At 71.6% G+C, this 22,240-nt stretch carries 20 protein-coding genes; 9 read left to right on the top strand and 11 right to left on the bottom strand.

Annotation, left to right across the window (positions count from 1 at the left end; genetic code table 11):
- Window positions 1-11 precede the first annotated feature (11 nt).
- Window positions 12-1,376, bottom strand: coding sequence for a hypothetical protein (locus tag ACR68M_RS04660; RefSeq protein ID WP_441249115.1), 1,365 nt, complete (start codon window positions 1,374-1,376; stop codon window positions 12-14).
- Between the two features lie 78 nt (window positions 1,377-1,454).
- Between ACR68M_RS04660 and ACR68M_RS04655 the strand changes: the two genes are divergently transcribed.
- Window positions 1,455-1,946, top strand: a complete 492-nt coding sequence (locus tag ACR68M_RS04655; protein ID WP_441249114.1) for a MaoC family dehydratase — start codon at window positions 1,455-1,457, stop codon at window positions 1,944-1,946.
- 22 nt (window positions 1,947-1,968) lie between these two features.
- On the opposite strand, the gene ACR68M_RS04650 is transcribed toward ACR68M_RS04655, so the two are convergent.
- Genes ACR68M_RS04650 through ACR68M_RS04620 form a run of 7 tightly spaced genes read right to left on the bottom strand, consistent with a single transcriptional unit; the run spans window position 1,969 to window position 9,086 of the window.
- Window positions 1,969-2,982 (bottom strand): ornithine cyclodeaminase family protein, encoded by a 1,014-nt coding sequence (locus ACR68M_RS04650; RefSeq protein WP_441249113.1) that lies wholly within the window; start codon window positions 2,980-2,982, stop codon window positions 1,969-1,971.
- Window positions 2,979-3,989 (bottom strand): 4-hydroxy-2-oxovalerate aldolase, encoded by a 1,011-nt coding sequence (gene dmpG / locus ACR68M_RS04645; RefSeq protein WP_441249112.1) that lies wholly within the window; start codon window positions 3,987-3,989, stop codon window positions 2,979-2,981. The genes ACR68M_RS04650 and dmpG overlap by 4 nt, the downstream gene beginning before the upstream one ends.
- A complete protein-coding gene (locus ACR68M_RS04640; RefSeq protein ID WP_441251511.1) occupies window positions 3,986-4,915 on the bottom strand; it encodes an acetaldehyde dehydrogenase (acetylating) in 930 nt (309 codons plus the stop codon). The genes dmpG and ACR68M_RS04640 overlap by 4 nt, the downstream gene beginning before the upstream one ends.
- Entirely contained in the window at window positions 4,905-5,816 is a 912-nt protein-coding gene (locus ACR68M_RS04635; RefSeq protein WP_441249111.1) for an HpcH/HpaI aldolase/citrate lyase family protein, read from the bottom strand. The genes ACR68M_RS04640 and ACR68M_RS04635 overlap by 11 nt, the downstream gene beginning before the upstream one ends.
- Window positions 5,813-7,066, bottom strand: a complete 1,254-nt coding sequence (locus tag ACR68M_RS04630) for an 8-amino-7-oxononanoate synthase family protein (RefSeq protein WP_441249110.1) — start codon at window positions 7,064-7,066, stop codon at window positions 5,813-5,815. Before ACR68M_RS04630 ends, ACR68M_RS04635 begins: the two co-directional genes overlap by 4 nt.
- On the bottom strand, window positions 7,063-7,929 hold the full coding sequence (locus tag ACR68M_RS04625) for a cupin-like domain-containing protein (protein ID WP_441249109.1): 867 nt from the start codon (window positions 7,927-7,929) through the stop codon (window positions 7,063-7,065). The genes ACR68M_RS04630 and ACR68M_RS04625 overlap by 4 nt, the downstream gene beginning before the upstream one ends.
- A gap of 17 nt (window positions 7,930-7,946) precedes the next feature.
- Complete coding sequence (locus ACR68M_RS04620; RefSeq protein ID WP_441249108.1) at window positions 7,947-9,086, bottom strand: MFS transporter; 1,140 nt, start codon at window positions 9,084-9,086, stop codon at window positions 7,947-7,949.
- Between the two features lie 423 nt (window positions 9,087-9,509).
- Between ACR68M_RS04620 and ACR68M_RS04615 the strand changes: the two genes are divergently transcribed.
- Window positions 9,510-10,991, top strand: a complete 1,482-nt coding sequence (locus tag ACR68M_RS04615; protein ID WP_441249107.1) for an aminopeptidase P family protein — start codon at window positions 9,510-9,512, stop codon at window positions 10,989-10,991.
- Window positions 10,992-11,023: 32 nt separating this feature from the next.
- Here ACR68M_RS04615 and ACR68M_RS04610 read toward each other — a convergent pair whose 3' ends face one another.
- Entirely contained in the window at window positions 11,024-11,818 is a 795-nt protein-coding gene (locus ACR68M_RS04610) for an IclR family transcriptional regulator (RefSeq protein WP_441249106.1), read from the bottom strand.
- Between the two features lie 191 nt (window positions 11,819-12,009).
- Between ACR68M_RS04610 and aceB the strand changes: the two genes are divergently transcribed.
- From aceB to ACR68M_RS04590, 4 genes are all read left to right on the top strand, one after another.
- A complete protein-coding gene (aceB, locus tag ACR68M_RS04605) occupies window positions 12,010-13,662 on the top strand; it encodes a malate synthase A (protein ID WP_441249105.1) in 1,653 nt (550 codons plus the stop codon).
- A 152-nt stretch (window positions 13,663-13,814) separates the two neighbouring features.
- The gene (locus ACR68M_RS04600) at window positions 13,815-14,201 is read left to right on the top strand and encodes an allophanate hydrolase-related protein (RefSeq protein ID WP_441249104.1); all 387 of its coding nucleotides are present in this window, start codon (window positions 13,815-13,817) and stop codon (window positions 14,199-14,201) included.
- A 110-nt stretch (window positions 14,202-14,311) separates the two neighbouring features.
- Window positions 14,312-15,079: an SDR family oxidoreductase gene (locus ACR68M_RS04595; RefSeq protein WP_441249103.1), complete on the top strand. Its 768-nt coding sequence runs from the start codon at window positions 14,312-14,314 to the stop codon at window positions 15,077-15,079.
- Between the two features lie 76 nt (window positions 15,080-15,155).
- Entirely contained in the window at window positions 15,156-16,154 is a 999-nt protein-coding gene (locus tag ACR68M_RS04590) for a sigma-70 family RNA polymerase sigma factor (protein ID WP_441249102.1), read from the top strand.
- Window positions 16,155-16,184: 30 nt separating this feature from the next.
- Here ACR68M_RS04590 and ACR68M_RS04585 read toward each other — a convergent pair whose 3' ends face one another.
- Entirely contained in the window at window positions 16,185-16,982 is a 798-nt protein-coding gene (locus ACR68M_RS04585; protein ID WP_441249101.1) for a hypothetical protein, read from the bottom strand.
- Window positions 16,983-17,478: 496 nt separating this feature from the next.
- Here ACR68M_RS04585 and ACR68M_RS04580 point away from each other — a divergent pair, with 496 nt between their 5' ends.
- The 3 genes from ACR68M_RS04580 (at window position 17,479) to ACR68M_RS04570 (ending at window position 21,680) form a co-directional block, all read left to right on the top strand.
- Window positions 17,479-17,919 (top strand): RICIN domain-containing protein, encoded by a 441-nt coding sequence (locus ACR68M_RS04580; protein WP_441249100.1) that lies wholly within the window; start codon window positions 17,479-17,481, stop codon window positions 17,917-17,919.
- Between the two features lie 282 nt (window positions 17,920-18,201).
- Window positions 18,202-18,726 (top strand): hypothetical protein, encoded by a 525-nt coding sequence (locus ACR68M_RS04575; RefSeq protein WP_441249099.1) that lies wholly within the window; start codon window positions 18,202-18,204, stop codon window positions 18,724-18,726.
- 5 nt (window positions 18,727-18,731) lie between these two features.
- On the top strand, window positions 18,732-21,680 hold the full coding sequence (locus tag ACR68M_RS04570) for a M48 family metalloprotease (RefSeq protein ID WP_441249098.1): 2,949 nt from the start codon (window positions 18,732-18,734) through the stop codon (window positions 21,678-21,680).
- A gap of 10 nt (window positions 21,681-21,690) precedes the next feature.
- On the opposite strand, the gene ACR68M_RS04565 is transcribed toward ACR68M_RS04570, so the two are convergent.
- Window positions 21,691-22,212 (bottom strand): GNAT family N-acetyltransferase, encoded by a 522-nt coding sequence (locus ACR68M_RS04565; RefSeq protein WP_441249097.1) that lies wholly within the window; start codon window positions 22,210-22,212, stop codon window positions 21,691-21,693.
- Between the last annotated feature and the right edge of the window lie 28 nt (window positions 22,213-22,240).

Genomic DNA, 22,240 nt, shown 5'->3' with positions numbered 1-22,240 from the left:
CCGAGGCGCGATTACACGGCCACCACGCAGTTGTCCGAGCTGCCGGCGCCGTAGACGCTGACCACGCCCGCGGTGCCGTCGCCGAAGAAGCGCGCGAAGATGCCCGCCGGGCGGCCGCCGAACAGCAGCGGGCCGAACACCGGGGCCACCGAGGCCTCGTGGGCCTCGTCCGCGCCGTCGGCGATCATCACCTGCGGGCAGGTGAGCGGTGCGACGAAATCCTGCAGCACGCTGGTGCCCGCCTCGGCGGCCCGGTGCACCGCCGCCTCCCAGGCGGCCTGCTCGGTCTCGCGGCCGAGCACGACCTGCTTGCCGCTCATCCCGATGCTCTCCTTGAGCACCAGCAACTCCCGGTTGTCGACGGCGAACCGGACGAGGTCGACCTTCTGGTCACCCCGGTTCGTCCAGCGCTGCGAGAGCACCCGCGTCCACGGCAGGTAGCGGTCGACCAGGGCGCGTTCGGCGGTGCTCATCCACGGCCGCCCCTCCGACAACAGGCCCATGGTCAGCTTGCTGGAGAGGAAGGTCGAGGTCTGGGTGCCGACCAGCAGGCAGCCGTTGTCCAGCGCGGCCTGCACCGGCGCCCGGTCGATGCCGAGATCCACCCAGTCCGGGATGGTGAAGTTCCGCAGCCCCAGCGGGTAGCGCAGGTGCGGTGCGCAGTCCCAGGCCTCGTGCAGGTCCTCCGGTTCGAAGAAGCGGGCCGTCACCCCGTGGTTGTTGAGGTAGTCGGTCTCGATCTCGAAGTACCGGGCGGACTCCACCCCTTGGTCCCGGGCGCTGCCGGCCACCGCCAGCCGGGGCGCCACCCCCAGCTCGGCCACCAGGTCCCGGAACATCCCGGCCCGCACCGCGAACGGGTCCTGTGAGGCGAACGGCAGTCGGCCCTGGTCGTCGGCGTACAGCCTGCGCCACACCTCCAGCCGGCAGTGCGTCTCCACCACCCCGCCGAGCGCCCCGCTGACGTTGAACTCCAGGAACTGCGGCCCGTTCTCGCCGATCACCACATCCGGCCGGGCCACGCAGTCGGCGTACCGCTCCTCGGTGAACTGGTCCGCCACGAACAGCTGGTGCTCGCTCTCCGGCATCGCGTACGCCGCCAGCCGCCCGGCCGTGTCGGGCGCGCTCTCCAGCGCGGTGCGGCGGATCAGGTCGAGCAGCGCCGCCGTCACCCGGAACAGCTCGGTGTACGAGGCGCGCGGCAGCGTGAGCGGCGCCCCGGGCAGCAACGGCTGGTACGGCCAGCCGGTGTCCCGGATCTCGTGCCGCAGCATCTGCCGGACGGTGTCCGCCGACGCGGCGGGCGCGAACTGGTGGCTGCCGAACCACGGGTGCCCCGAGGCCGCACGGGTGCCGCTGGGGGTGAGCGCGTTCATGGGTGTTCTCCAGAGTCTGAACGTCTGTACGGATAACCTGGTGGCCGACCGAGCTGCCACCCAGGGGAGGGCCGACGCATGACGCTGCGCCGAGTGCAGGACAACGAGTACGTCGAGGAACACGGCGGGGACTACGAGGACTTCGAGCCCGGCATGACGATCCGGCACTGGCCGGGCCGCACGCTCACCGAGACGGACAACACCTGGCTCACCCTGCTGACGATGAACCAGCACCCGCTGCACTTCGACCGGCACTACGGCGAGAGCGCCGAGTACGGGCGGGTGTTGGTGAACAGCGGGATCACGCTGTGCCTGGTCGGCGGCATGACCGTCCAGGCGCTGTCGGCCCGCGCGGTGGCCAACCTCGGCTGGGACAAGGTCCGCCTGAAGGACCCGGTGTTCGTCGGCGACACGCTGTACGCGACGAGCCGGATACTCGACAAGCGGCTCTCCAAGTCCCGGCCGGGGCAGGGCATCATCACGGTCGAGACCACCGGCATCAAGGCGACCGGTGAGACCGTCATCGTGTTCGAGCGGTCCTTCATGGTCCGCTGCCGAGAGGCGAGTTGATCTCGCCCCCCGGCATCAGCCCCTAGCGTCCGCCGACGGCCGCCTCGTACAGGGCGGCCGCGGCGGCCGTGTCCTCGATCGCCATCCCCACGCTGCGGAAGACCGAGGTGCGGCCGTCGGGGCCCGGTGCCCCACGGGCCAGGGCGCCCAGCTCGTGCAGGTCACCGGCCTTGATCAGCCCGGCGGCCAGCGCGGCCCGTACCTCCCCGGCGTCCTCCACGGCGACGGCCCGGTCCTCGACCAGGACGAACGAGTCTGCCAGCAGGACGGGTTCGACCTCGATCGCGTCCTCGTGCGTGCCGCCGATGACGTTGACGTGCGCGCCGGGCGCCACCCAGTCGGCCGCCACCACCGGCTCGCGGCCGCTGGTCGAGGTCGTCGTGCAGATGATCTGGGCGTCCAGCACGGCGGCCTTCGCCGTGTCGCAGACGGTGACCCGGACATCCGGCCCGGCCTCCCCGCGCGCCCACTCGGCGAACGCCTCCGTACCGGCCGGTGTCCGGGAGTGCACCCGGACGTGCCGGATCGGCCGCACGGCCGACACCGCCCGCAGCAGCGCGCGGGCCTGCACCCCGGCGCCGATCAGCGCCAACTCCTCGGCGCCTTCGGGCGCGCAGAGCCGCGTCGCCAGTGCGGCCACCGCGCCGGTGCGGACGGCGGTCAGCTCGGCGCCGTCCAGCAGCGCCGTGACCCGCCCGGTCTCCAGGTCGGTCAGCACGACCACGCCGTGGATCAGCGGCAGCCCCCGGCCGGCGTTGTCCGGGGTGAGCGTGGTGATCTTGACACTGCCCACCCCACGCCGCTCCCAGACCGCCGTACCGGCCACCAACAGCTTCGGCTCAGCCGGTTCGCCGTCGGTGCCGCCTCCGTCGCGGACGCCGTGCCCGACGACCGTCCGGGGTGGCGAGACCGTCAGCCCCGCCGACAGGTCGGCGAAGGCCTCGGCGAGGGCGTCGACCACCCGCAGCAGGCGGTCCGGGCCGGCCATGTCTCCGGCGCCGACCAGCAACGGCGAGACTGCCTCCGGCCCGGTCATCGGGCTGCCCGCTTGGCGCTCAACTCGGCCACCACGTCCACGATCAGATCCTCCTGGCCGGCGATCGCCTGCCGTCGGCCGAGCTCGAAGAACACGTCCCGGGGGTCGACCCCGGCCCGCCCGGACAGGTCCAGTACCTGGTGCTTGAAGCCGGAGAACACCCCGGCCAGGCCGCTGACGATGCTCAACGAGCCGGTCACCGGCGGGGCCGGCATCAGCTCCCGCTCGGCGAACTCGGCGGCGTCCAGCAGTGCGTACAGATCGATGCCGGTCTCGAAGCCGGTGCGCTCCAGCACCGGTACCAGCACCTCGAGTTGGGTGTTCCCCGCACCGGCGCCGAAGCCGCGCGCGCAGCCGTCGATGATCCCGGCGCCCGCCTCGGCGGCCGCCACCGAGTTCGCGACGGCCATGCCCAGGTTGTTGTGCCCGTGGAAGATCACCGGTACGTCGACGGCCTTGACGATCGCGCCGATCCGCTCGGTAACGTCCTGCGGCAGGAAGTACCCGGCCGAGTCCATGATGCCCACGGCCCGAGCGCCGTGGCCGACCACCTGGGCGGCCTGCTCGCCCAACTCCTCCGGGGTGGCCATGTGGCTCATCATCAGTACGCAGTGGGCCTCCGCGCCCTGCTCGGCGAGGAAGCCGAGGTGGCGCTCGGCGAGCGAGGTCTCGGTGCAGTGCACGCCGATCCGGATCACGTCGGCGCCGTGCGCGACGGCCTTGCGCAGGTCGTCGGAGGTGCCCCAGCCGGGCAGCATGAAGACCGCCATCCGGCTGGTGCGCAGGGCCTCCCGGACGGTGGACAGCATCACGTCGTCGCTGACGGCGGCCCGGCCGACCTGGAGCGAGGAGGCGCCCAGGCCGTTGCCGTGCCCGACCTCCACCACCGGGATGCCGGCCGCGTCGGCCGCCTCGGCGTACCCGCGCAACGCCGCCACGCCGAGGCTGTGCCGCACCGCGTGCTGGCCGTCGCGCAGTGTCGGGTCGTGGATCACCACCGCGCTCATCCGGTCACCCCCGTGCCGGCGGCCTGGGCGAGCCGGGCCGCGTGCTGCTCGGCGACCAGGATGGCGGCCGAGTTGATGATGTCGAGGTTCCCGGCGTAGTGCGGCAGCACGTCGCTGCCCGCGGTGACCTCGACCGAGACGACGACCTCGTCGCCGTTCACGGTGCAGGCGACCACGCGGTACCCGGGCGCGAACGCCCGGACCCGCTCGGCGGCCGCGTCCACCACGGCGCGCACCTTCCCGGCGACGGCGCCGGGCACCACCGCGTGGACGGCCGTCCGGAAGACCGCCGGGGGCACGGCCGGGCTGATGTTGAGGATCGCCTTGGTGTCACGGACGCCGGAGAACTGCGCGACGGCGTGCTGGGTGGTGGCCACGTACTCGTCGAGGTTGAGCCTGGTCGCGCGGCCGGCGATGGTGCTGGCGACGGTGGAGACGACCTCGATGTACTCCACGGCGAAGCTCCCGGCCAGCGCGTGGGCGATCGGGACGCTGGCCTGGCCGCCGCAGCTGACCAGGTTGACGTTGCGTACGGCGGGTGCGTCGGTGCCGGTGACGGTGGGCACCACCATCTGGCCGACCCGGCTGGGCGTCAGGTCGATCAGGAGGGTGTCCAGCGGCTGGAGCAGTCGCCAGTGTTCGGCGTGCGACATCGCGTTGGTCGCGTCGAACACCACGTCGAAGGGGCGCGGCGCGGCGAGGACGGCGTCGATCCCGCCGGCCGAGACCGGGCAGCCGAACCGGGCGGCGTGCCGCAGGCCCGCCGACTCGGGGTTGCGCCCGGCGACGAGGGTGCACTCCAGCACGGGGGAGCGGTGGATCTTGGAGACCAGGTCCTGGCCGATCGCCCCGGTGCCGATGACGGCGACGGTGGCGGGCGGCGGTGCGGTGACCGGGCCGGGTGCGGTGCGGTAGTCACTGACCATCATGAGCAGCCCCCGCACTCTCGCTGTTGCTGTCGCTGTTGCCGGCTGCTCCGCCGAAGCGCTCGGCCCAGGCGTCGCCGAGCGCGACCGTCGCGCGGGCCATCCGGGCGAACGGCGGGCCGACCATGTTGCCGTCCAGGACGGCTATCCCGCCGGCCGCCGCCCGTACCGCCTCGGTCACCCGCCGGGCCTGCCGCAGGCCCTCCGGGTCGGGCCGGAGCGCGCGGTTGATGGTGGCGAGTTCGCTCGGGTGCACGGTGGCCTTGCCGTGGAAGCCCAGCTCGCGGCCCAGGGCGATCTCCTCGGCCAGCACCTCGGGCTCGGCGAGACGGTAGTTGGCGGTGTCGATGCAGGCGGTGCCGTAGCGGGCGCAGGCCATCGCCATCTTCTGCCGGGCCGAGAGCATGCCCGCCCAGGTGATCTCGACGCCGAGGGTGGCGGCCAGATCCGCCGAGCCGAGGATCAGCCCGTCGGCGGCCTCCGCGATCGCGTCCAGGTCGGCCACGGCGGCCGGGGTCTCCAGCGTCACGTAGATCTGCGGGTGCACCCCCGCCGAGGCCAGGGTGGACCGCATCAGCGCCACCTCGACCGGGGAGTCCACCATCGTCATCACGACGAACCCCGGCTTCACCGGGCACTCGGCGAGCAGCGCGAGGTCGTGCACCGCCTCGACGGTGCCGAGCTGGTTGACCCGGACGGCGATGTTGGCGGGGTTGGGCGCCTTCTCCAGCGCCGTCCGGAAGATCCGCCGGGCGGCGGGTTTCTCGGGTGGCGGGACGGCGTCCTCCAGGTCGATCAGGTGCACGTCCGAGTCGTAGCTCCAGGCCTTCACGACCCGCTCCAGCGACAGCGCCGGGGTGTAGAGGATGCTGCGGGGGACGGCGCGGGCGGTGCCGGTCATCGGCCCGCCTCCTCCGGGAGGGCGGTCGCCTGCTGGGCGCCCACCTCGACCAACACCCGGCACAGGCCCCGGATCTGCTCCTCGGTCTGGCCCGAGCGCAGCATCACCCGCAGGCCCGCCGTGCCGCGCGCGACGATCGGGAAGAACACGGGGGAGACGTAGTACCCGGCCTCGTACACCCGGCGGCCCGCCTCGATCACCGTCTCGTCCGTCATCGGCACGACCCGGATCGGGTACGCGTTGCCGGTCTGCTCGGTCTTCACGTACGTGTCGAACAGCTCGATGTGAGATCGCAACTGTGCTTGCAGCCGGGGGAGTTCCTCGGTGCGGTGGATCTCCGCCGAGGCGAGCGAGGCGCCGACCGCCGCGGTGTTCATCGGTTGCGAGTAGCTGAGGGCACCCGCGAAGCGCTCGATCACCCGCTGGGCCTTCTTCGAGTAGCCGTCGAGCATGATCGCCGCGCCGCTGGCGCCGAACGCCTTGTTGAGCGTCGCGACGGTGATCGTCCGCTCGTCCAGCACCGGGGCGTGCGAGCGGATGTAGCCGATGCCGCGCTCGCCGTAGGCCGAGATCGAGTGCGAGTCGTCGTAGTAGACCAGCAGGCCGTACTTCTCCTGGAGTTCGGCCAGCTCGACCACCGGCGCGTACCCGCCGAGGCTGTCCGAGCCGTCCACCACATAGCAGACCCGGGCGTACTGCTTGCACATGTCCTCGAGGAAGGCAAGGTCGTGGTGGGCGCCGGTGACGACCTCCGTCTCGTCCGCGCAGGCCGGTTTCGCGCCGGCCATCGAGACGTGGCAGTTCTTGTCGAACACCATCAACGGCCGGACGCCGCTGCCCAGATGGCCGGAGGCGATCAGCGGCAGCAGGCCCGCGCTGGCGACGCCCGCCGAGATCGCGCTGACCACGTCGGCGCCGAACAGCTCGCCGAGCGAGGCCTCCAGCTCCAGCAGGGCGGGGATCTGCACCCGGCTGCGCGGGATGCAGTGGTCCAGCACCCCGAAGCGGCGCAGCGCGGCGACGGCGCCCTCGATCACCTTCGGGTGCGAGTCGAGGTCGAGGTACGAGCAGCAGGTGAAGTTGACGAACTCGTGGCCGCCCTCGGTGTGCAGGACACCGTCCTGCAGCTCGGCGACGATCCCGGCCAGGCCGTTCTGCTCGGAGAGGTCCCAGAACTCGTTGCCGATGCCGATCAGCTTGTCGTTGTTCCGGTAGCGGTGCGGGGGCGTGATGATCTTCCGCTCGGTCATGACGCCACCTCGGTGGGCTGGTAGTTGTAGACGCCCTTGACCTTGCGGTACGCCGCTGTGTAGAGCGCCACGCCGAGCACGTACGGGCGGCGCAGGATCTTGGCGTCGCGCAGCCAGAAGTTCATGTTGATGTTCATCTCGTCCAGCGACTCGGCCTGGTGCCACCAGCCGAGCGGGAGGTAGAGCATCTCGCCGGGTTCGAGGATCAACTCCCGGCGCTCGGCGAGCTTCGCGGCGAGCCTCGGGTAGCGGCGGCGGTCCACGTCGTCGAAGTCGGGGCACTGCGACTTGTCGCCGAATCCCTTCTGCACGGATCTGGGGTAGTACTCCCAGAATCCGGGTGGGGCCAGGACGAACCGCTTGCGGCCCTCCAGGGCTATGTTGAAGTTCTCCAACTCGTCGAAGTGGCTCTGGGTGAACACGCCTTGGTGGCTGATCCACAGGTTGGCCGCGTTCATCGTCCGCCGGTAGTCGAACAGCTTCCCGGCGTCGAATCCGAGGATCGCGTCGACATCGGCGGGGCTGTTGCGGATGTTCGAGACGATGCGATTCCAGGTGCCCGGATCGGTCAGATAGCGTTCGTCCTCGAAGAACTCGCGGAGCTGGATGTCCTTGGTCGTCCAACGCTCGGAGTTCTGCTTGTTGCTCGGCTCGGTGAACAGCGTCACCGCCATGTTTCCGAGGCGCTCGGCCACGCCCTCCCGGCCGAGGCCGTGGGCGCCCTTCGGCAGGGTGATCACCACCGGGACGTCGGCCCGGATGAGGGCCTCCCGCCCGAAGGCCATGAACTCGTCGAACGAGAGACGGGGTACGGGTACGCCCCCGAGGCTCTCCCGGCCGGACACAGGATGTGCTGTCGTCACAACTCTGTCCTCTTCGTTCATCGTTCCAGTACCGCCACTTTCGAATCCGGTTCCGGAGCCGCCTGCTTCGCGCGCCAGGACGGCTGTCCTGCGATGGTCAGGGCGAGGGCGAAGACGCCGCCGCCGACGGCTGCCCAGGCCGCCCGGTCGGAGCTGCCCAGGTCGGCCAGCCGCCCGCCGACGGCCGTGCCGAGGCCGATGCCGAGGGCACCGGCGCTGCTGAGCCACGAGAAGCCCTCGGAGAGGGAGCCCTTCGGGGCCTGCGACTCCAGCAGGGTGCTGCCCGCGATCAGCGCGGGGGAGATCGCGACACCTGCGACGACGGCGAGGAAGGCCATCAGCGGGAGTGACCCGACGAAGGCCAGCGGGATCACGCCGAGCGTCAGCACCAGGGCGGTGACGGAGATCAGCCTGGCCTGCGGCAGGCGCCAGTCGACCGCGCCGTAGGCCGAACCGGCGATCAGGCTGCCGACGGCCGTGAGCGCCATGAACACACCGCCGAGCCCGGACGCCGACCGCTCCTTGGCGAAGGCGACCAGCGTCACGTCGACTGCGCCCAGCAGGAAGCCCATTCCGGCGTACGAGAGCGTCAGGATCTGCACCCCGCGCACCGCGATCGCCCGCTGCGGGCCCCGGCCCGGCGTCTGCTCGGCGGAGGCCGGTTCGGACCGGCCGTGCAGCGCCACGGCGATCGAGCCGGCGGTGGTCAGCACCACGCAGGCCACCAGCCCGGCGGCGGGGTGCACCACCGAGGCCAGCGCGGTGACCAGCAGCGGCCCGAGCAGGAAGATCGTCTCGTCCAGCATCGACTCCAGCGCGTAGGCCGTCCGCAGCCTGCGCTGGTCGACCATCGCGGCCCAACGGGCCCGCATGAACGAGGTGAACGACACGCACGAGCACCCCGTCGCCACCGCCGGTACGAGCATCAGCCAGAGCGGCGCCCGGAGCAGGATCGCCGTCAACAGCGCTGCCATCCCGACCGCGTGGGCCACACAGGCGGTGAGCAGCACCCGCCGCTGGCTGAGCCGGTCGGCCAGCCGCCCGAGCACCGGGCTGGCCACGCCCTGGGAGACCAGCATCGCCGCCGCGACCGTCCCGGCCTCGGCCAGCGACCCGGTGAGGTACGAGATCAGCAGCAGGCAGCTGAGCGACCGCATGGCGATCGGGAACCGGCCAACCACGCCCCAGAGAGCCAGAGTTGACGCGCCGGGTGCTCGCAGCAGTCGGAAATAGGACCCGAGCCCGGAATTCGGCTCAGCTGTACCCTCGGACACAGTGCTCCCGTCGGCGCAGAAACGGCTGGTGCGAAAAATCCCCGATGAAGGTCCGACAATTCGGGCCGACATAACAAGCCCCGTGACACGTCGGGGAATGGACCTATTCCCTGTCGACCGTGCCGAACTCCGGTGCTCCCAGCCCCGTTCAGATCGTTACGCTAGGCGTGCCATGGCACTGTGTCAATGACCAAAATGCGGGCTGATTCAGGCAGTTGAACGGCAGAATCGCGGTCACGAGCTGAGACCGCCGAGCCCCCGCACCCATACAATGCGTGCCGACCGCAGGTGACTCAGGAGGCAGCCGTGACTGAACGTACGTCGGACAACCAGGCGACCGGCCAGGAGCCGGAGGGCGCCGAGGGCGTGGCCATACAGCAACGGAAGAACGGTCTGGACCTTTCAGTGAGTCAGGAACTTGCCGAGAACATGAAGCAGGGCTGGGCCGACACCGAGCGGCACGGTCTGGAGCCCATCGCGCAGGCCGCCCACACCGCCCGCCGCCGGGCCGAACTCTCCACCCGCTTCCCCGGCGAGCGGCTGGTGATCCCGGCCGGCAACCTCAAGGTGCGCTCCAACGACACGGACTACCCCTTCCGCCCGTCCTCCGACTACGCCTATCTGACGGGGGATCAGAGCGAGAACGGCGTACTCGTCCTGGAGCCCGAGGCGGACGGCGGCCACCTGGCCACCGCCTATCTGCTGCCCCGATCCGACCGGGAGAACGGCGAGTTCTGGCTCTCCGGGCAGGGCGAGCTGTGGGACGGCCGCCGCAACAGCCTGACCGAGAACGAGCAACTGCTCGGCCTGCCCTGCAAGGACGTCCGCAAGCTGGCCGACGAGCTCCGGGCAGCCGCCCGCCCGTCCCGCGTGCTGCGCGGCTACGACGCGGGCATCGAGGCGGCGACGGCGGGCAGCTCGAACGCCGAGGGCGACGAGGAGTTCGGGGTCTTCCTCTCCGAACTGCGGCGCATCAAGGACGAGTTCGAGATCGCCGAGCTGCGGTTGGCCTGCGAGTCCACCATCCGGGGCTTCGAGGACGTCGTCCGCACGCTGGACCGGGCCGAGGCGACCAGCGAGCGCTGGATCGAGGGCACCTTCCACCTGCGGGCCCGGGTCGAGGGCAACACCGTCGGCTACAGCACGATCGCCGCCGCCGGTGCACACGCGACCACCATCCACTGGGTGCGCAACGACGGCGCCGTGCGCTCCGGTGAGCTGCTGCTGCTCGACGCCGGCGTGGAGACCCGCAACCTCTACACCGCCGACCTCACCCGCACCCTGCCGATCAACGGCCGGTTCACGCCGCTCCAACGGCAGATCTACGACGCGGTGTTCGAGGCGCAGGAGGCCGGCATCGCGGCCGTCCGGCCGGGCGCCGACTACCGGGGCTTCCACCTGGCCGCGCAGCGGGTGCTCGCCGAGAGGCTCTTCTCCTGGGGCCTGTTCGGGGGCCTGGACCTGGAGAAGGTCTACGAGCTGGGCCTGCACCGCCGCTGGACGATGCACGGCACCGGCCACATGCTCGGCATGGACGTCCACGACTGCGCGGTCGCCCGCACCGAGATGTACGTCGACGGCACGCTGGAGCCCGGCATGGTCCTCACCGTCGAGCCGGGGCTGTACTTCCAGGTCGACGACCTGACCGTCCCCGAGGAGTACCGGGGCATCGGCGTCCGGATCGAGGACGACATCCTCGTCACCGCCGACGGCAACGAGAACCTCTCCGCCGCCCTGCCCCGCCGGGCCGACGCCGTCGAGGCCTGGATGGCGGGCCTGCGCGGCTGACCTGCCTCCGGCCCCCTGGCGTCAACGCTGCGTCAGGGGGCCAGCACCTGGCCCAGCCGGGCTGAGATGTGCCGCATCACCGGGACGAGCCCGGCGTTGCCCGCCTGCTCCTCCAGCGCGCGGATGCGGGCCTCGGGGCCGGAGACGGAGAGGGCGGTGGGGGTGGGCGCGCCGGGGACGGCGACGGCGATGCAGCGGACGCCGATTTCCTGCTCCTGGTCGTCGACGACGTACCCGCGCTCGCGGGCCTGGGCGAGCTGGGCGAAGAGCTCGGCCGGGTCGGTCACGGTGTAGGGGGTGTGCGACTGGAGCGGGGCGTTGCCGAGCACCGCGCGGGCCTCGTCCTCGGGGAGCTGGGCGAGCAGCGCCTTGCCGACGCCGGTGCAGTGCGGCTGCACCCGGCGGCCGACCTCGGTGAACATCCGCATCGAGCGGCGCGACTGCACCTGCCCGACGTACACCACCTCGCCGCCCTCCAGCACGGCCAGGTTGGCCGTCTCGCCGGTGGCCTCCATCAGCTCGGCCAGGTAGGGGCGGGCCCAGCTGCCGAGCAGGCGGCCCGAGGTCTCGCCGAGGCGGATCAGGCGCGGGCCGAGGGTGTAGCGGCGGGCGGTGTCCTGGCGGACATACCCCTGCTGGACGAGGGTACGAATGAGTCGGTGGATCGTGGGCATCGGCAGGCCGGAGGTGGTGGAGAGCTCGCTGAGGGTCGCCACCCCGCCGGAGTCGGCCAGTGCCTCCAGCAGCTGGAAGGCGCGCTCGACGGACTGCACGCCGCCGCTGGCGCGGTCGGTGCCTGTGGGTGCTGCGGCGGGGGTGCTGGACACCGGCGTTCCCTTCGCTGTCGGGGGAGGAGTAGAGTCCCAGCGATCTACCTCAACAAACCGTTGAAATTCTGTATCGCGGAAACTAGTCTCCACCCTACAGAAGGAAACCCGCCAGTAGGTGGGTTTCAGATCAGGGAAGTTCCCACCGGAGCTCCCTTCGCTGGCTCAACCGTCCAAGGAGTGTCCTGCCCATGGCTGCAGATCAGGGACCCGTCGGCGCTTCCCCCGCCGCTCCGGTCGTCACTGTCGCCGGTCCGCGCGTCGCCCGCGCCGAGGAGGTGCTCACGCCGGAGGCGGTTGCCTTCGTCGTCGGTCTCCACCGCGCTTTCGAAGGTCGACGCCAGGAGCTCCTGACCCGACGAAGGACCCGCCGCGCGGAGATCGCGGCCGCCGGTACCCTCGACTTCCTGCCCGAGACGGCCGAGGTCCGGGCCGGTGACTGGAAGGTCGCCGAGGCGCCGCGCGCGCTGCAGGACCGCCGGGTCGAGATCACCGGCCCGACCGACCGCAAGATGGTCATCAACGCCCTCAACTCCGGCGCGAAGATCTGGCTCGCCGACTTCGAGGACGCCACCGCCCCCACCTGGGAGAACGTGGTCAGCGGTCAGGTCAACCTGATCGACGCCTTCGAGGGCCGGATCGACTTCACCGCCCCCGGTGGCAAGTCCTACGCCCTCAAGCCCGCCGCCGAGCTCGCCACCGTCGTGGTCCGCCCGCGCGGCTGGCACCTGAACGAGAACCACCTGCTGGTCGACGGCACGCCCGTCGCGGGTGCCTTCTTCGACTTCGGCCTCTACTTCTTCCACAACGCCGCCCGCCTGCTCGGGCGCGGCGCGGAGGACCCGAACTCGGGCCCCTACTTCTACCTCCCGAAGACCGAGAGCCACCTCGAGGCCCGGCTCTGGAACGACGTCTTCACCCACGCGCAGGCCGCCCTCGGCATCCCGCACGGCACCGTCCGCGCGACCGTCCTGATCGAGACGATCACCGCCGCGTTCGAGATGGACGAGATCCTCTACGAGCTGCGCGAGCACGCCGCCGGGCTCAACGCCGGCCGCTGGGACTACCTGTTCTCGATCGTCAAGAACTTCCGCGACGCGGGCGAGCACTACATCCTGCCCGACCGCAACAGCGTCACCATGGCCGCGCCGTTCATGGCCGCGTACACCCGCCTGCTGGTGCAGACCTGCCACAGGCGTGGCGCCCACGCGATCGGCGGCATGGCCGCCTTCATCCCCTCCCGCCGCGACCCCGAGGTCAACGCCGCCGCGCTGGAGAAGGTCCGCACCGACAAGGACCGCGAGGCCGGCAACGGCTTCGACGGCTCCTGGGTCGCCCACCCGGATCTCGTCCCCGTGGCCCGCGCCTCCTTCGACGCGGTGCTCGGCGGCCGGCCGAACCAGAAGGACAACCCCGGCTCGCCGGAGGTCGTCACCCCCGCCGAGCTGCTCGACATCGCGGGCGCGGGCGGCAGCTGCACCGAGGCCGGCCTGCACAACGCCGTCCAGGTCGGCGTCCGCTACATCGAGGCGTGGCTGCGCGGCCTGGGCGCCGTCGGCATCTTCAACATGATGGAGGACGCCGCCACCGCCGAGATCTCCCGCTCGCAGATCTGGCAGTGGATCCACAACGGCGTCGTGCTCGGCGACACCGGCGAGAAGGCCACGGCCGCGCTCGTCCACCGGCTGGTGGCCGAGGAACTCGCCGCGCTGCGTGCCGAGTTGGGCGACGAGGCGTACGCCGGTGGGCGCTGGGCCGAGGCCGCCAAGCTGTTCGAGCAGGTCTCGCTCGCGGAGGACTTCGCGGACTTCCTGACCCTGCCCGCGCTCGCCCTGCTGGACTGACCGGCCCTGCTGGACTGCCCACAATCTATCCGCCGGTGATCGCCCTGCCGCCTGCCAAGCTGTAGCACTGGCGGCGGCGATTGCTCCGGTCCGTACGTCGCGGCCGGGCGCCCTGCCCGGCCGCGACGTTCTTTCCTCCCCTGGAGCTCCTGATGGCCCGTATCTTCTTCAACGGCCAGGCCATGGTCGGCGGCCCCTTCCACGCCTCGGTCGCCGACGCCCTGATCGGCCCCGTCACCACCGCCCCCGGCTACCGCTTCTTCTCCATCGACGACGTCTGCCCCGGCCTCCACCCCGACCCCGCCGCCCCCACCGCCATCGAGGGCGAGCTCTACGACGTCTCCCTGGAGCACCTGCGCGACGTCATCCTCCCCGGCGAACCCCGCGAGCTGGAGCTCGGCGTCATCCAGCTCGCCGACGGCAGCGCCTGCCTCTCGATGCTCCTCGCCCGGGGCGAGGCCGAACGCGGCATCCACCGCGAGATCACCACCCACGGCGGCTGGCGCGCCTACCTCGCCACCCTGGGCCGCACCGCCTGAGCCCCGCGGTCTCCGGGCTCGTCCCGGCGATGAGTCCTGACCGTGCCCGGAGTCCTCATCAGTGAGGGCCGCGCACCCGCGCGCTCTCGGTACCGACCGAGGAGTTCGGGATGTCCACGCAAGAAATCGCCGGAACAGAAATCGCCGGAACGACGGCGCTCGTCACCGGCGCGGGCCGGGGCTTCGGCCGCGGTGTCGCGACCGCGCTGTGCCAGGCAGGGGCCCGGGTCGTCGGGGTGGCCCGGAGCAGCGGGGAGTTGGCAGAGGTCCAGGCGCAGCTCGGTGACGGTTTCACCCCGGTGACCGCCGACGCGACCGATCCCGTCGTGGCGGGCCGGCTGATCGACCGGTACCGGCCGCAGGTCCTCGTGCTCAACGCGGGGGCGAGCCCGCTGTCACGTCCGATCCACCGCCACACCTGGGAGAGCTTCAGCCGCCCCTGGGAGGTCGATGTCAAGCAGGCGTTCCACTGGACCCGCGAGGCGCTGCTCGCCCCGCTCGACCCCGGCAGCGTGGTCATCGCGCTCTCCAGCGGAGCCGCGGTCTTCGGCTCGCCGATCAGTGGCGGTTACGCGGGGGCCAAGGCCACGGTGAGGTTCGTCTCCGCCTACGCCGGCGAGGAGTCCGAGCGCGGGGCCCTGGGCATCAGGTTCGTCTCGGTGCTCCCGAAGCTCACCCCCGCCACCGGCCTCGGCGAGACGGCGGTGGCGGCGTACGCGGCGCGCGCGGGTGTCGACGTCCCGACCTTCCTCGACCGGGTCGGGCCGACGCTCACCCCGGAACAGGTCGGCAAGGCCGTCGTCGAGCTCGTGAGTGATCCCGGCCACGACCGGCCCGCCTATCTGCTCGGCGTGGAGGGGCTGAGTGCGCTGAGCTGAGAGCCGAGCCGACCGATGAGTTCTCCCGGCCCGCGCGGTCTTCACCTACGAGGGCATGCGGGCCGGAGGAGGCAGGATGACAGGGACACTGGATGCGCGGCGGGTGCGCCGGACGGAAGGGGCGACGCCGATGCCCGAGGGCGACGAGGAGTTCACCCGGCTCACCGACGGCTACCGGACCGAGCTGTTGGTCCACTGCTACCGCATGCTCGGTTCGATCCACGACGCCGAGGACCTGGTGCAGGAGACGTATCTGCGCGCCTGGCGTTCGTACGGTCGTTTCGAGGGCCGGTCCTCGCTGCGCGCCTGGCTGTACAAGATCGCCACCAATGCCTGTCTGACCGCTCTCCGGCACCGGAGCACCAGAGTCCTGCCGTCGGGCCTGGCCGGCCCGAGCGAGGACCCGGAGCAACCACTCGTCCTGGCCACGGCCGGGGTCGAGTGGGTGGAACCGCTCGCCGACCCGGCGGCTGTCGTCGCTGCCCGGGGCAGCGTCCGGCTCGCGCTGATCAGCGCGCTGCAGTACCTGCCGGCCCGGCAGCGGGCGGTGCTGATCCTGCGTGACGTGCTGGCCTGGCGGGCCTCCGAGACGGCCGAGCTGCTGGACACCACGACCGCCGCCGTCAACAGCGCCCTGCAGCGTGCCCGTGCCCAGCTCGAACGGCTGGCACCGCTGGAGGACGAGATCGCCGAGCCGACCGGGCCGGAACTCCGCCGACTGGTCGACCAGTACGTCGTCGCCTTCGAGCAGGCCGACATGGACGGCCTGCTGCGACTGCTCCGGGAGGACGTCGCGCTGGAGATGCCGCCGCACCTGACCTGGTTCCGTGGCCGCGAGGCCGTCGGCCGCTTCATCGAAGGCACGGTCCTCGGCGGCCCCGGCGTCAACCGGCTGCTCCCCACCACGGCCAACGGCCAACCCGCGCTCGCCATCTACCGGCGGGAGGGCGACGGGCTCCACCACGGGCACGGCGTCCAGCTGCTCACCGTCACGCCCACCGGGATCGCCCGGATGGTCACCTTCCTCGAACCGGAGCTCGTCGCGGGGTTCGGCCTGGCGCCGGTCCTGGAGTGACGCCCGCCTCCGCGCCCCGCCGGCCCAGGCCTACCCGAGCTGCTTCCCGAGGGCCTTGGTGTCGAGGACCTGATCGGCGGCCGGAGCTTCGACGGTGACGGGCTTGTCGAAGTCCCTGAAGACGATCTGGGTGGGAACGGTGGATGCCTGGTCCTCGAGCTTCGTCAGGTACGGCTTGCCGGTGGCGGCCACGTAAACCTGGCTTGAGCTCCCGTCAGCATCCGTGACGGTGAGACTGATGCTCAGCACACCTTCGGTGACCTGGACCGGCCCCTTGACCACCTTGGTCGCGCCGGCCAGTCCCTTGGGGATGTCCGACATCGTCCTGCACAGCTCGGTCATCCCCTCCAGGCCCGAATCTCCCGGCCCCGCTGTCAGATATCGGCCCTCGACTCGGCCCGCCACAGCCGTAGCGACCTCTGCGGAGGCTCCCTGCTTGACGATCAGGGCCTGCCAGCCGACGGCATCGGGCTTGATCCACGTCTGGGTGGCTGAGTGACGCACCTCGAACCCGCCCGCCTTCCGCTCCCGCACGGTGCCGACGCAGTTTCCCTGTCTGTCCGCAGCCAGGTCCAGCGCGGCGTTCCCGTCCCCGTCCGCCACCTCGCCCACCTCTCGGAACGACGATGCCTGCGCCATCGCCTGCTGCGCCTGCTTGAGGATCTCCTCACCACTCAGCTCGGTCAGTGCCGGAGTCGCCGTCGCCGTCGCCGGCGCTGAGGCGGACGGGTCGGCCGCAGCGTGCTTCTCGGTGCCGCCGCAGGCCGCGGTGGTGAGAGCCAGCAGCAGGCTGACGGCGACGGTGGAAAGGGACCGCTGGGAGGTCATGGGGCCTACTTCTTGAAGGGCTGGATTGCGGAGCGCGAGACAGTAGGATAAAGGGATTTCGTGCGCGATGGGAGGATTTTCTTCCTATGCGTTCGAGTACGATCGCGGTGGACCGCGATGGCCCCAATTCGGGCATTTGGGTCGCCCGTGCCGGAGTTCAGCTCGCCCATCGAGTCGCCAAGCAGGTTCTCGGCCATGATCGGCTTCCGGCCCATGTCACCGCTTTCACAGCAGGCGTGGCAAGCCTCTCCTTGGTGCCCGCTACTTGCCTGCTAGTCATGAGATATGACCTCTTGTCACCCGGTCCGGTCGCCGAATTCGAAATGGCCAAACGTAGGCAGCCGATAGTGACGTCACCTTTGACAGAATCCTGTCAGTCAAGTCGCCCGGCTCAAGCCGGAGGCGACAACACGGCACGGGGAAGAGGCCAGGGATGTTCGGAATATCCAAGAAGATGCGTTATGCGGCGACCGTTGCCGGCGTGGGTGTCTCGGCGATGACACTCATGCTGTCCGCGGCCCCGGCGGCGAGTGCGGCAAGTGGATGGGAGATCGCCAACGTCGACAGCGGTAGGTGCATGGACGCCTCCTGGAGCCACTCGGACGGCACGGCCGTCGTGCAGTGGGGCTGCTACGGCGGCAACACCCAGCGTTGGTACACGGTTGCCGTGGGCGGAGCGTACGAGGTCGTGAACGTGGACAGCGGCAAGTGTCTCGATGCTTCGTGGAGCCACTCGGACGGCACGGCCGTCGTGCAGTGGGCCTGCTACGGCGGCAACACCCAGCTCTGGAACTCGGTCCCCAAGGGGGGAGGGTACGAGATGGTGAACGTGGACAGCGGCAAGTGTCTCGATGCCTCGTGGAGCCACTCGGACGGCACCAGCCTCGTGCAGTGGGGCTGTTACGGCGGCAACACCCAGCTCTGGAACGCGCGGTAGCGTCCGGCAGCCGGCCGGTGACGCCCTCGTGGGGCGCGCCTACCTCTGGCGTGCGGCGCCCTTCTTCGCGGCGTGCTGTCCGTGGAAGACGGTGCGTTCGAGGGCGTCACCGGCCGGGGCGGCGCAGTGAGAACCCCGGCGCCGTGACGACTGTGCCGAAACTGTCGACGTTCAGTCAGACCGCTTCCGAACCATCGGAGTTTCGTGCCAGAGTGCCGCTTGCGCCACCGAAGCGGTCGGCGCGGTAGGCGCGGTCAGGCGACGAACCCCCGGGGGATCGACATGGATTCCGCAGTTGTCACGTCCGGTTCCCCGTCCGGCTCCCCGGGTGCCGACGGCGCCCGGGTGCGCGATCTCGTCCGCGACATCGTGGCCGAGCTGGCTCCGGACGAGACGCCGCTGGTGGACGGGCTGTTCCGGTTCGACGACGCCACCGTCGTGCGACGGCTCGGCGGCAAGGGCGCGCGGCGCGAACCGCTGGGGTTCGGCATGGGCGAGATCGCCGTGCTGGTGTCGCCGGTGCTCTGGCTGGCGCTCGACGAGGCGGCGAAGCGGATCGCGGGCATCGGGGTCGAGCTCGCCGAGAAGGGGGTGAAGGCCGCGCTGCGCAAGGTCCTCCGGCGCCCCGTCCCGCCCGTCACCATCCCGCCGCTGACCCGCGAGCAGCTGGGTGAGGTGCAGCAGTTGGTGCTGGAGACGGCCCAGCGGCGGGGGCTGTCGGCCGAGCGGGCGCAGGAGCTCGCGGACGCGGTGGTGGCCAAGCTGGCGCTGGCCGGGCCGGACGCCGCACCCGCAGTCGGTGAGTGACCCCGATGGCCACCGCCGTCCCACGGCCGCGGATCGACGAGCGGGCGCTGGGTGCGGGCACGACCGTGCGGTTCGCGATGCTGCTGGTGCTGTTGCTGGCGGCCAGCGGGTCGATGATGCTGCCGGCCATCTACGGCGGCCTGCACAGCGATTCCGTGCTGGGGTACCAGAGCTGCGAGCTCGCGGCGGGGGTGGACCCGGTGCGCGGGGGCGACGCGATCTCGGCGGCCGGGGTGCTGGGGCAGGACGTCGCCTTCCTCGCCTGCCTGGCCAAGTACGCGCCGCCACCGCCCTGGTGGGAGATCGTCGGATGGCCGGCCCTGCTCTCCGCGGCGGCGGGGGTGCTGCTGCTGGCTCTGCCCGCCTGGAAGGCCCGGCGCGGCCGGGTCGTGCCGCTGGCCCTGCTCGACCAGGACGGCGAACTCGGCGACCTGCTGGCCGGTCTGGCGGCCACCGCCGGCCTGGCCCGGGTGCCGCGGGTGGTGGTCGACCCGGCTGCCGCATCGACCGGTGCGGTGGTGTTCGGGCGGACCCGTAGGCCGGTCGTCTGTCTGCACGGCGGCCTGCTCGCCAGCCGGCGAAGTGACCTGGAACGCTTCCGCGCGGTGCTGCTGCACGAGCTCGCCCACATCGCCAACCGGGACGTCTCGATCACCTACGCCACCGTCGCCCTGTGGCGGACGTTCCTCGCCGTCGTGTTCGTCCCCTACCTGGCCTGGCAGGGCAGCCTCATCCACAGTCAACTCCGGTGGTGGAACTGGCACGACAACGGGCCGTCGGCGGTCCGGAACCTGCTGCTCCCCGCCGTCATGGTCGCCCTGGTGCACCTGGCGCGGGCGGACGTGCTGCGCAGCCGGGAGGTCTACGCCGACCTGGCCGCAGTGCGCTGGGGCGCGGACCCGCACAGCTGGGCCGTCACCGTGCCCGACTCGGGCGGCCGCCTCCGGCGCGCCCTCGCCCGGCTCCGGGAGCCGTGGAGCACACACCCGCACTGGCACCAACGCCGGGACGCGCTGACCGACCCTGCGGCGCTGTTCGGTGTCCAGGCGCTGCCGATGTTCCTGACCGGGGCCGCCACGACCCTGATCGCGTTCCACCTGTTCTACGCCCTGGCGCCGTACAACCTGGGCAGCGAGGGGCTGGAACAGCTGGTCGCACTCGCGCCCGCCGCGCTGGTCACCGGGATCGCCGGGGTGGCGCTCTGGCGGTCGGTGGTCTACGCCGTCCTGACCTCGGGCCGGGTGCCGACGGGTATCCGGGCGGGGCTGTGGCTGGGCGCCGGATCAGTGGCCGGCGCGCTGCTCACCGGCTATGCCTTCGGGCCGAACTGGCTGCCGGACCGGCCGTACTTCCTGCTGCTGCCCGTGGTCGCCGGTGGAGCATTCGCCTGGTGGGTCACCCAGTGCGCCAGTCTGTGGGCCGCCAGTTGGCGCCGGAGGACGCTCCGCCCGGTCCTGCTGCTCAGCCTGGTGGCGTCGTGCCTGGTGCTCGCGTCCTGGTTCACCTGGTGGTGGGTGAACGGGATGGTGTACGTCGGCGGGTTCTCGTACGGAACCGCCGGGATCCGCCGGATGATCGAGCAGGTCTTCCCCGGCTCGGCCGTGGCGCACCCCGTCATGGTCTCCGCCGTCGCCGTGGTGCTGCCGATCCTGGGTGACCTCATCCGCCCGCCGCTGGCTCCGGTCTCGGTGGCGGCCCTGTGGGTGCTGCCGCTGGCCGCCTGGTCGCTCGGTTCGGCCGCCACCGGCACCCCTGGATGGGCGGGTGGCGCCCCGGCAGCACCAGCGGGGGAGCCGCTGCCACGGCTGCGCCGGGTGCTGCTGCCGGGCCTGCTCGGCGGGGTGCTGGCCTGGGTGGGCGTGGCCGGTGTGCAGGCGTACCTGCACACCTCGCAGCGAGCGGCGCAGGGCCACGACGGTCCGTACGTGCTGAGCTACCTGACCTGGGTGTTCGTGGCTCTGGTGGCGGGCACGGCGGTGGCAGCCGTCACCGCCGTCACCGCCTCCTCCCGGCACCGGCTGCTCGGCACCCTGATCGCGGCCGGGACGGCGGCGGTGCTGGGGCTCGGCGGGATGTTCCTGCTCGTCTCCTCGGACGGGTGCGTCAGGGCACTGAACACCCTCGAACGCAGCTGCGCCTGGCGCCCGGCCTGGAAGCTGATGCGCTGGGACCTCTTCCCCGTCATGCTGACCGGCACAGTGGTGCTCGGTGCGATCACCGCCGCCCTGGTGGCCGCGACGGCGTCACTGCTGCGGCGGGTGCGGCCGCGCCGGGCAGGGAGGCCGCGCCCGCACCCGCCGGGGGCGCGCCGTGGCTCGCGCGGCGTCCGGCGCCTGTGCGTGAGCCTGCTCTGTGTGGCGGCGCTGGGGATCGCCGTGCCGGACACCGTCTACCGGACGCGGCAGACCGGCCCCATCGCCAGCCCGGCCATCGCCCAGCGGAACACGCGGCAGTGGGCGGATCTCACCCCCGTGACGGTCTCCGCCGAGGTCAGGGCGGGTCAGGTGTACAGCTGGCGCCGCCTCGGCGGCGGCTTCCTGCTGAGCCAGGCCGTCGCCGACGCCAACTGGTTCACCAGTCTGCTGCGCGCGGACACCAAGGCCAACGACATCAGCTGGCCCCAGCTGAGCAAGGTCCGTCCCACCTGCGAGGACCTGGGCCGGGTGGCCGGCTGGGAGAACGGCTACTACTTCCGGGTGCCCGACCCCCAGGCCGAGATCGCCTGGCACGCCGTCGCCACCCAGGCCTGGCAGGGCAGCCAGGACTGCGTACATGCCCTCGACCAGAAGGACATGCCACTCTTCCTCACCGCCGTACGCGAGTTGGTCGCCGCCGGGCAGAGCGCCACGACGGCCACCACCCGAATCGACAAGGTGCTGCACGAGGCCGGGTACCAGGGGAACTACCTCACCCCGTGCCCGAAGTGCGCCCAGCCACCCCGGCCCCGCCCCTGAGCCACCTCGTTCAGCCCGCCGCCGACGGCCCCCGCAACTCCAGGCACCAGTCGTTGCACGGCTTGAAGCTGCCCTTCGGGTACTCGAACTCCACCTCGCCCAGCAGGGCGAACCCGGCCCTGCGGGCCACCGCGTTCGAGGCCGCGTTGTGGACGGACGGGTACGCGTGCACGCTGCGGTACCTGCCCTCCGCGCGGGCGGCCTCGACCACCGCCGCGACGGCGACGACCGCGAGGCCCTGGCCCTGGTGGGGCGTCAGGATGCCCCAGCCGGCCTCGTACACCGTCTCGCCCTGCCAGTCGCGCTTCCAGAAGCCGACCGTGCCGACGGTCTCCCCGTCGGAGAGCCGGACGACGCTGAACATCGTGCCGTCGCCGCCCGCGCCGCCCATCTCCAGGTAGCGGCGGTGTCGCTCGGCCAGCTTCTCCTCCGGCTCCGGGCCGCCGAGGTGGGCCGTCATCTCCGGGGTGTTCTTGGCCAGCAGCAGCCAGAGGTTGCCCTCGGCCCAGGGCTCGATCCGTATGTCAGCCATCTCCCCGCACCTTCCCGATCATGGTCTG

Origin of the sequence: Kitasatospora sp. McL0602 (assembly GCF_052076145.1) — a bacterium.
GTDB lineage: Bacteria > Actinomycetota > Actinomycetes > Streptomycetales > Streptomycetaceae > Kitasatospora.
Note: the sequence above shows the minus strand (reverse complement) of the source record. Positions and strands in the feature narration are given on the sequence as shown.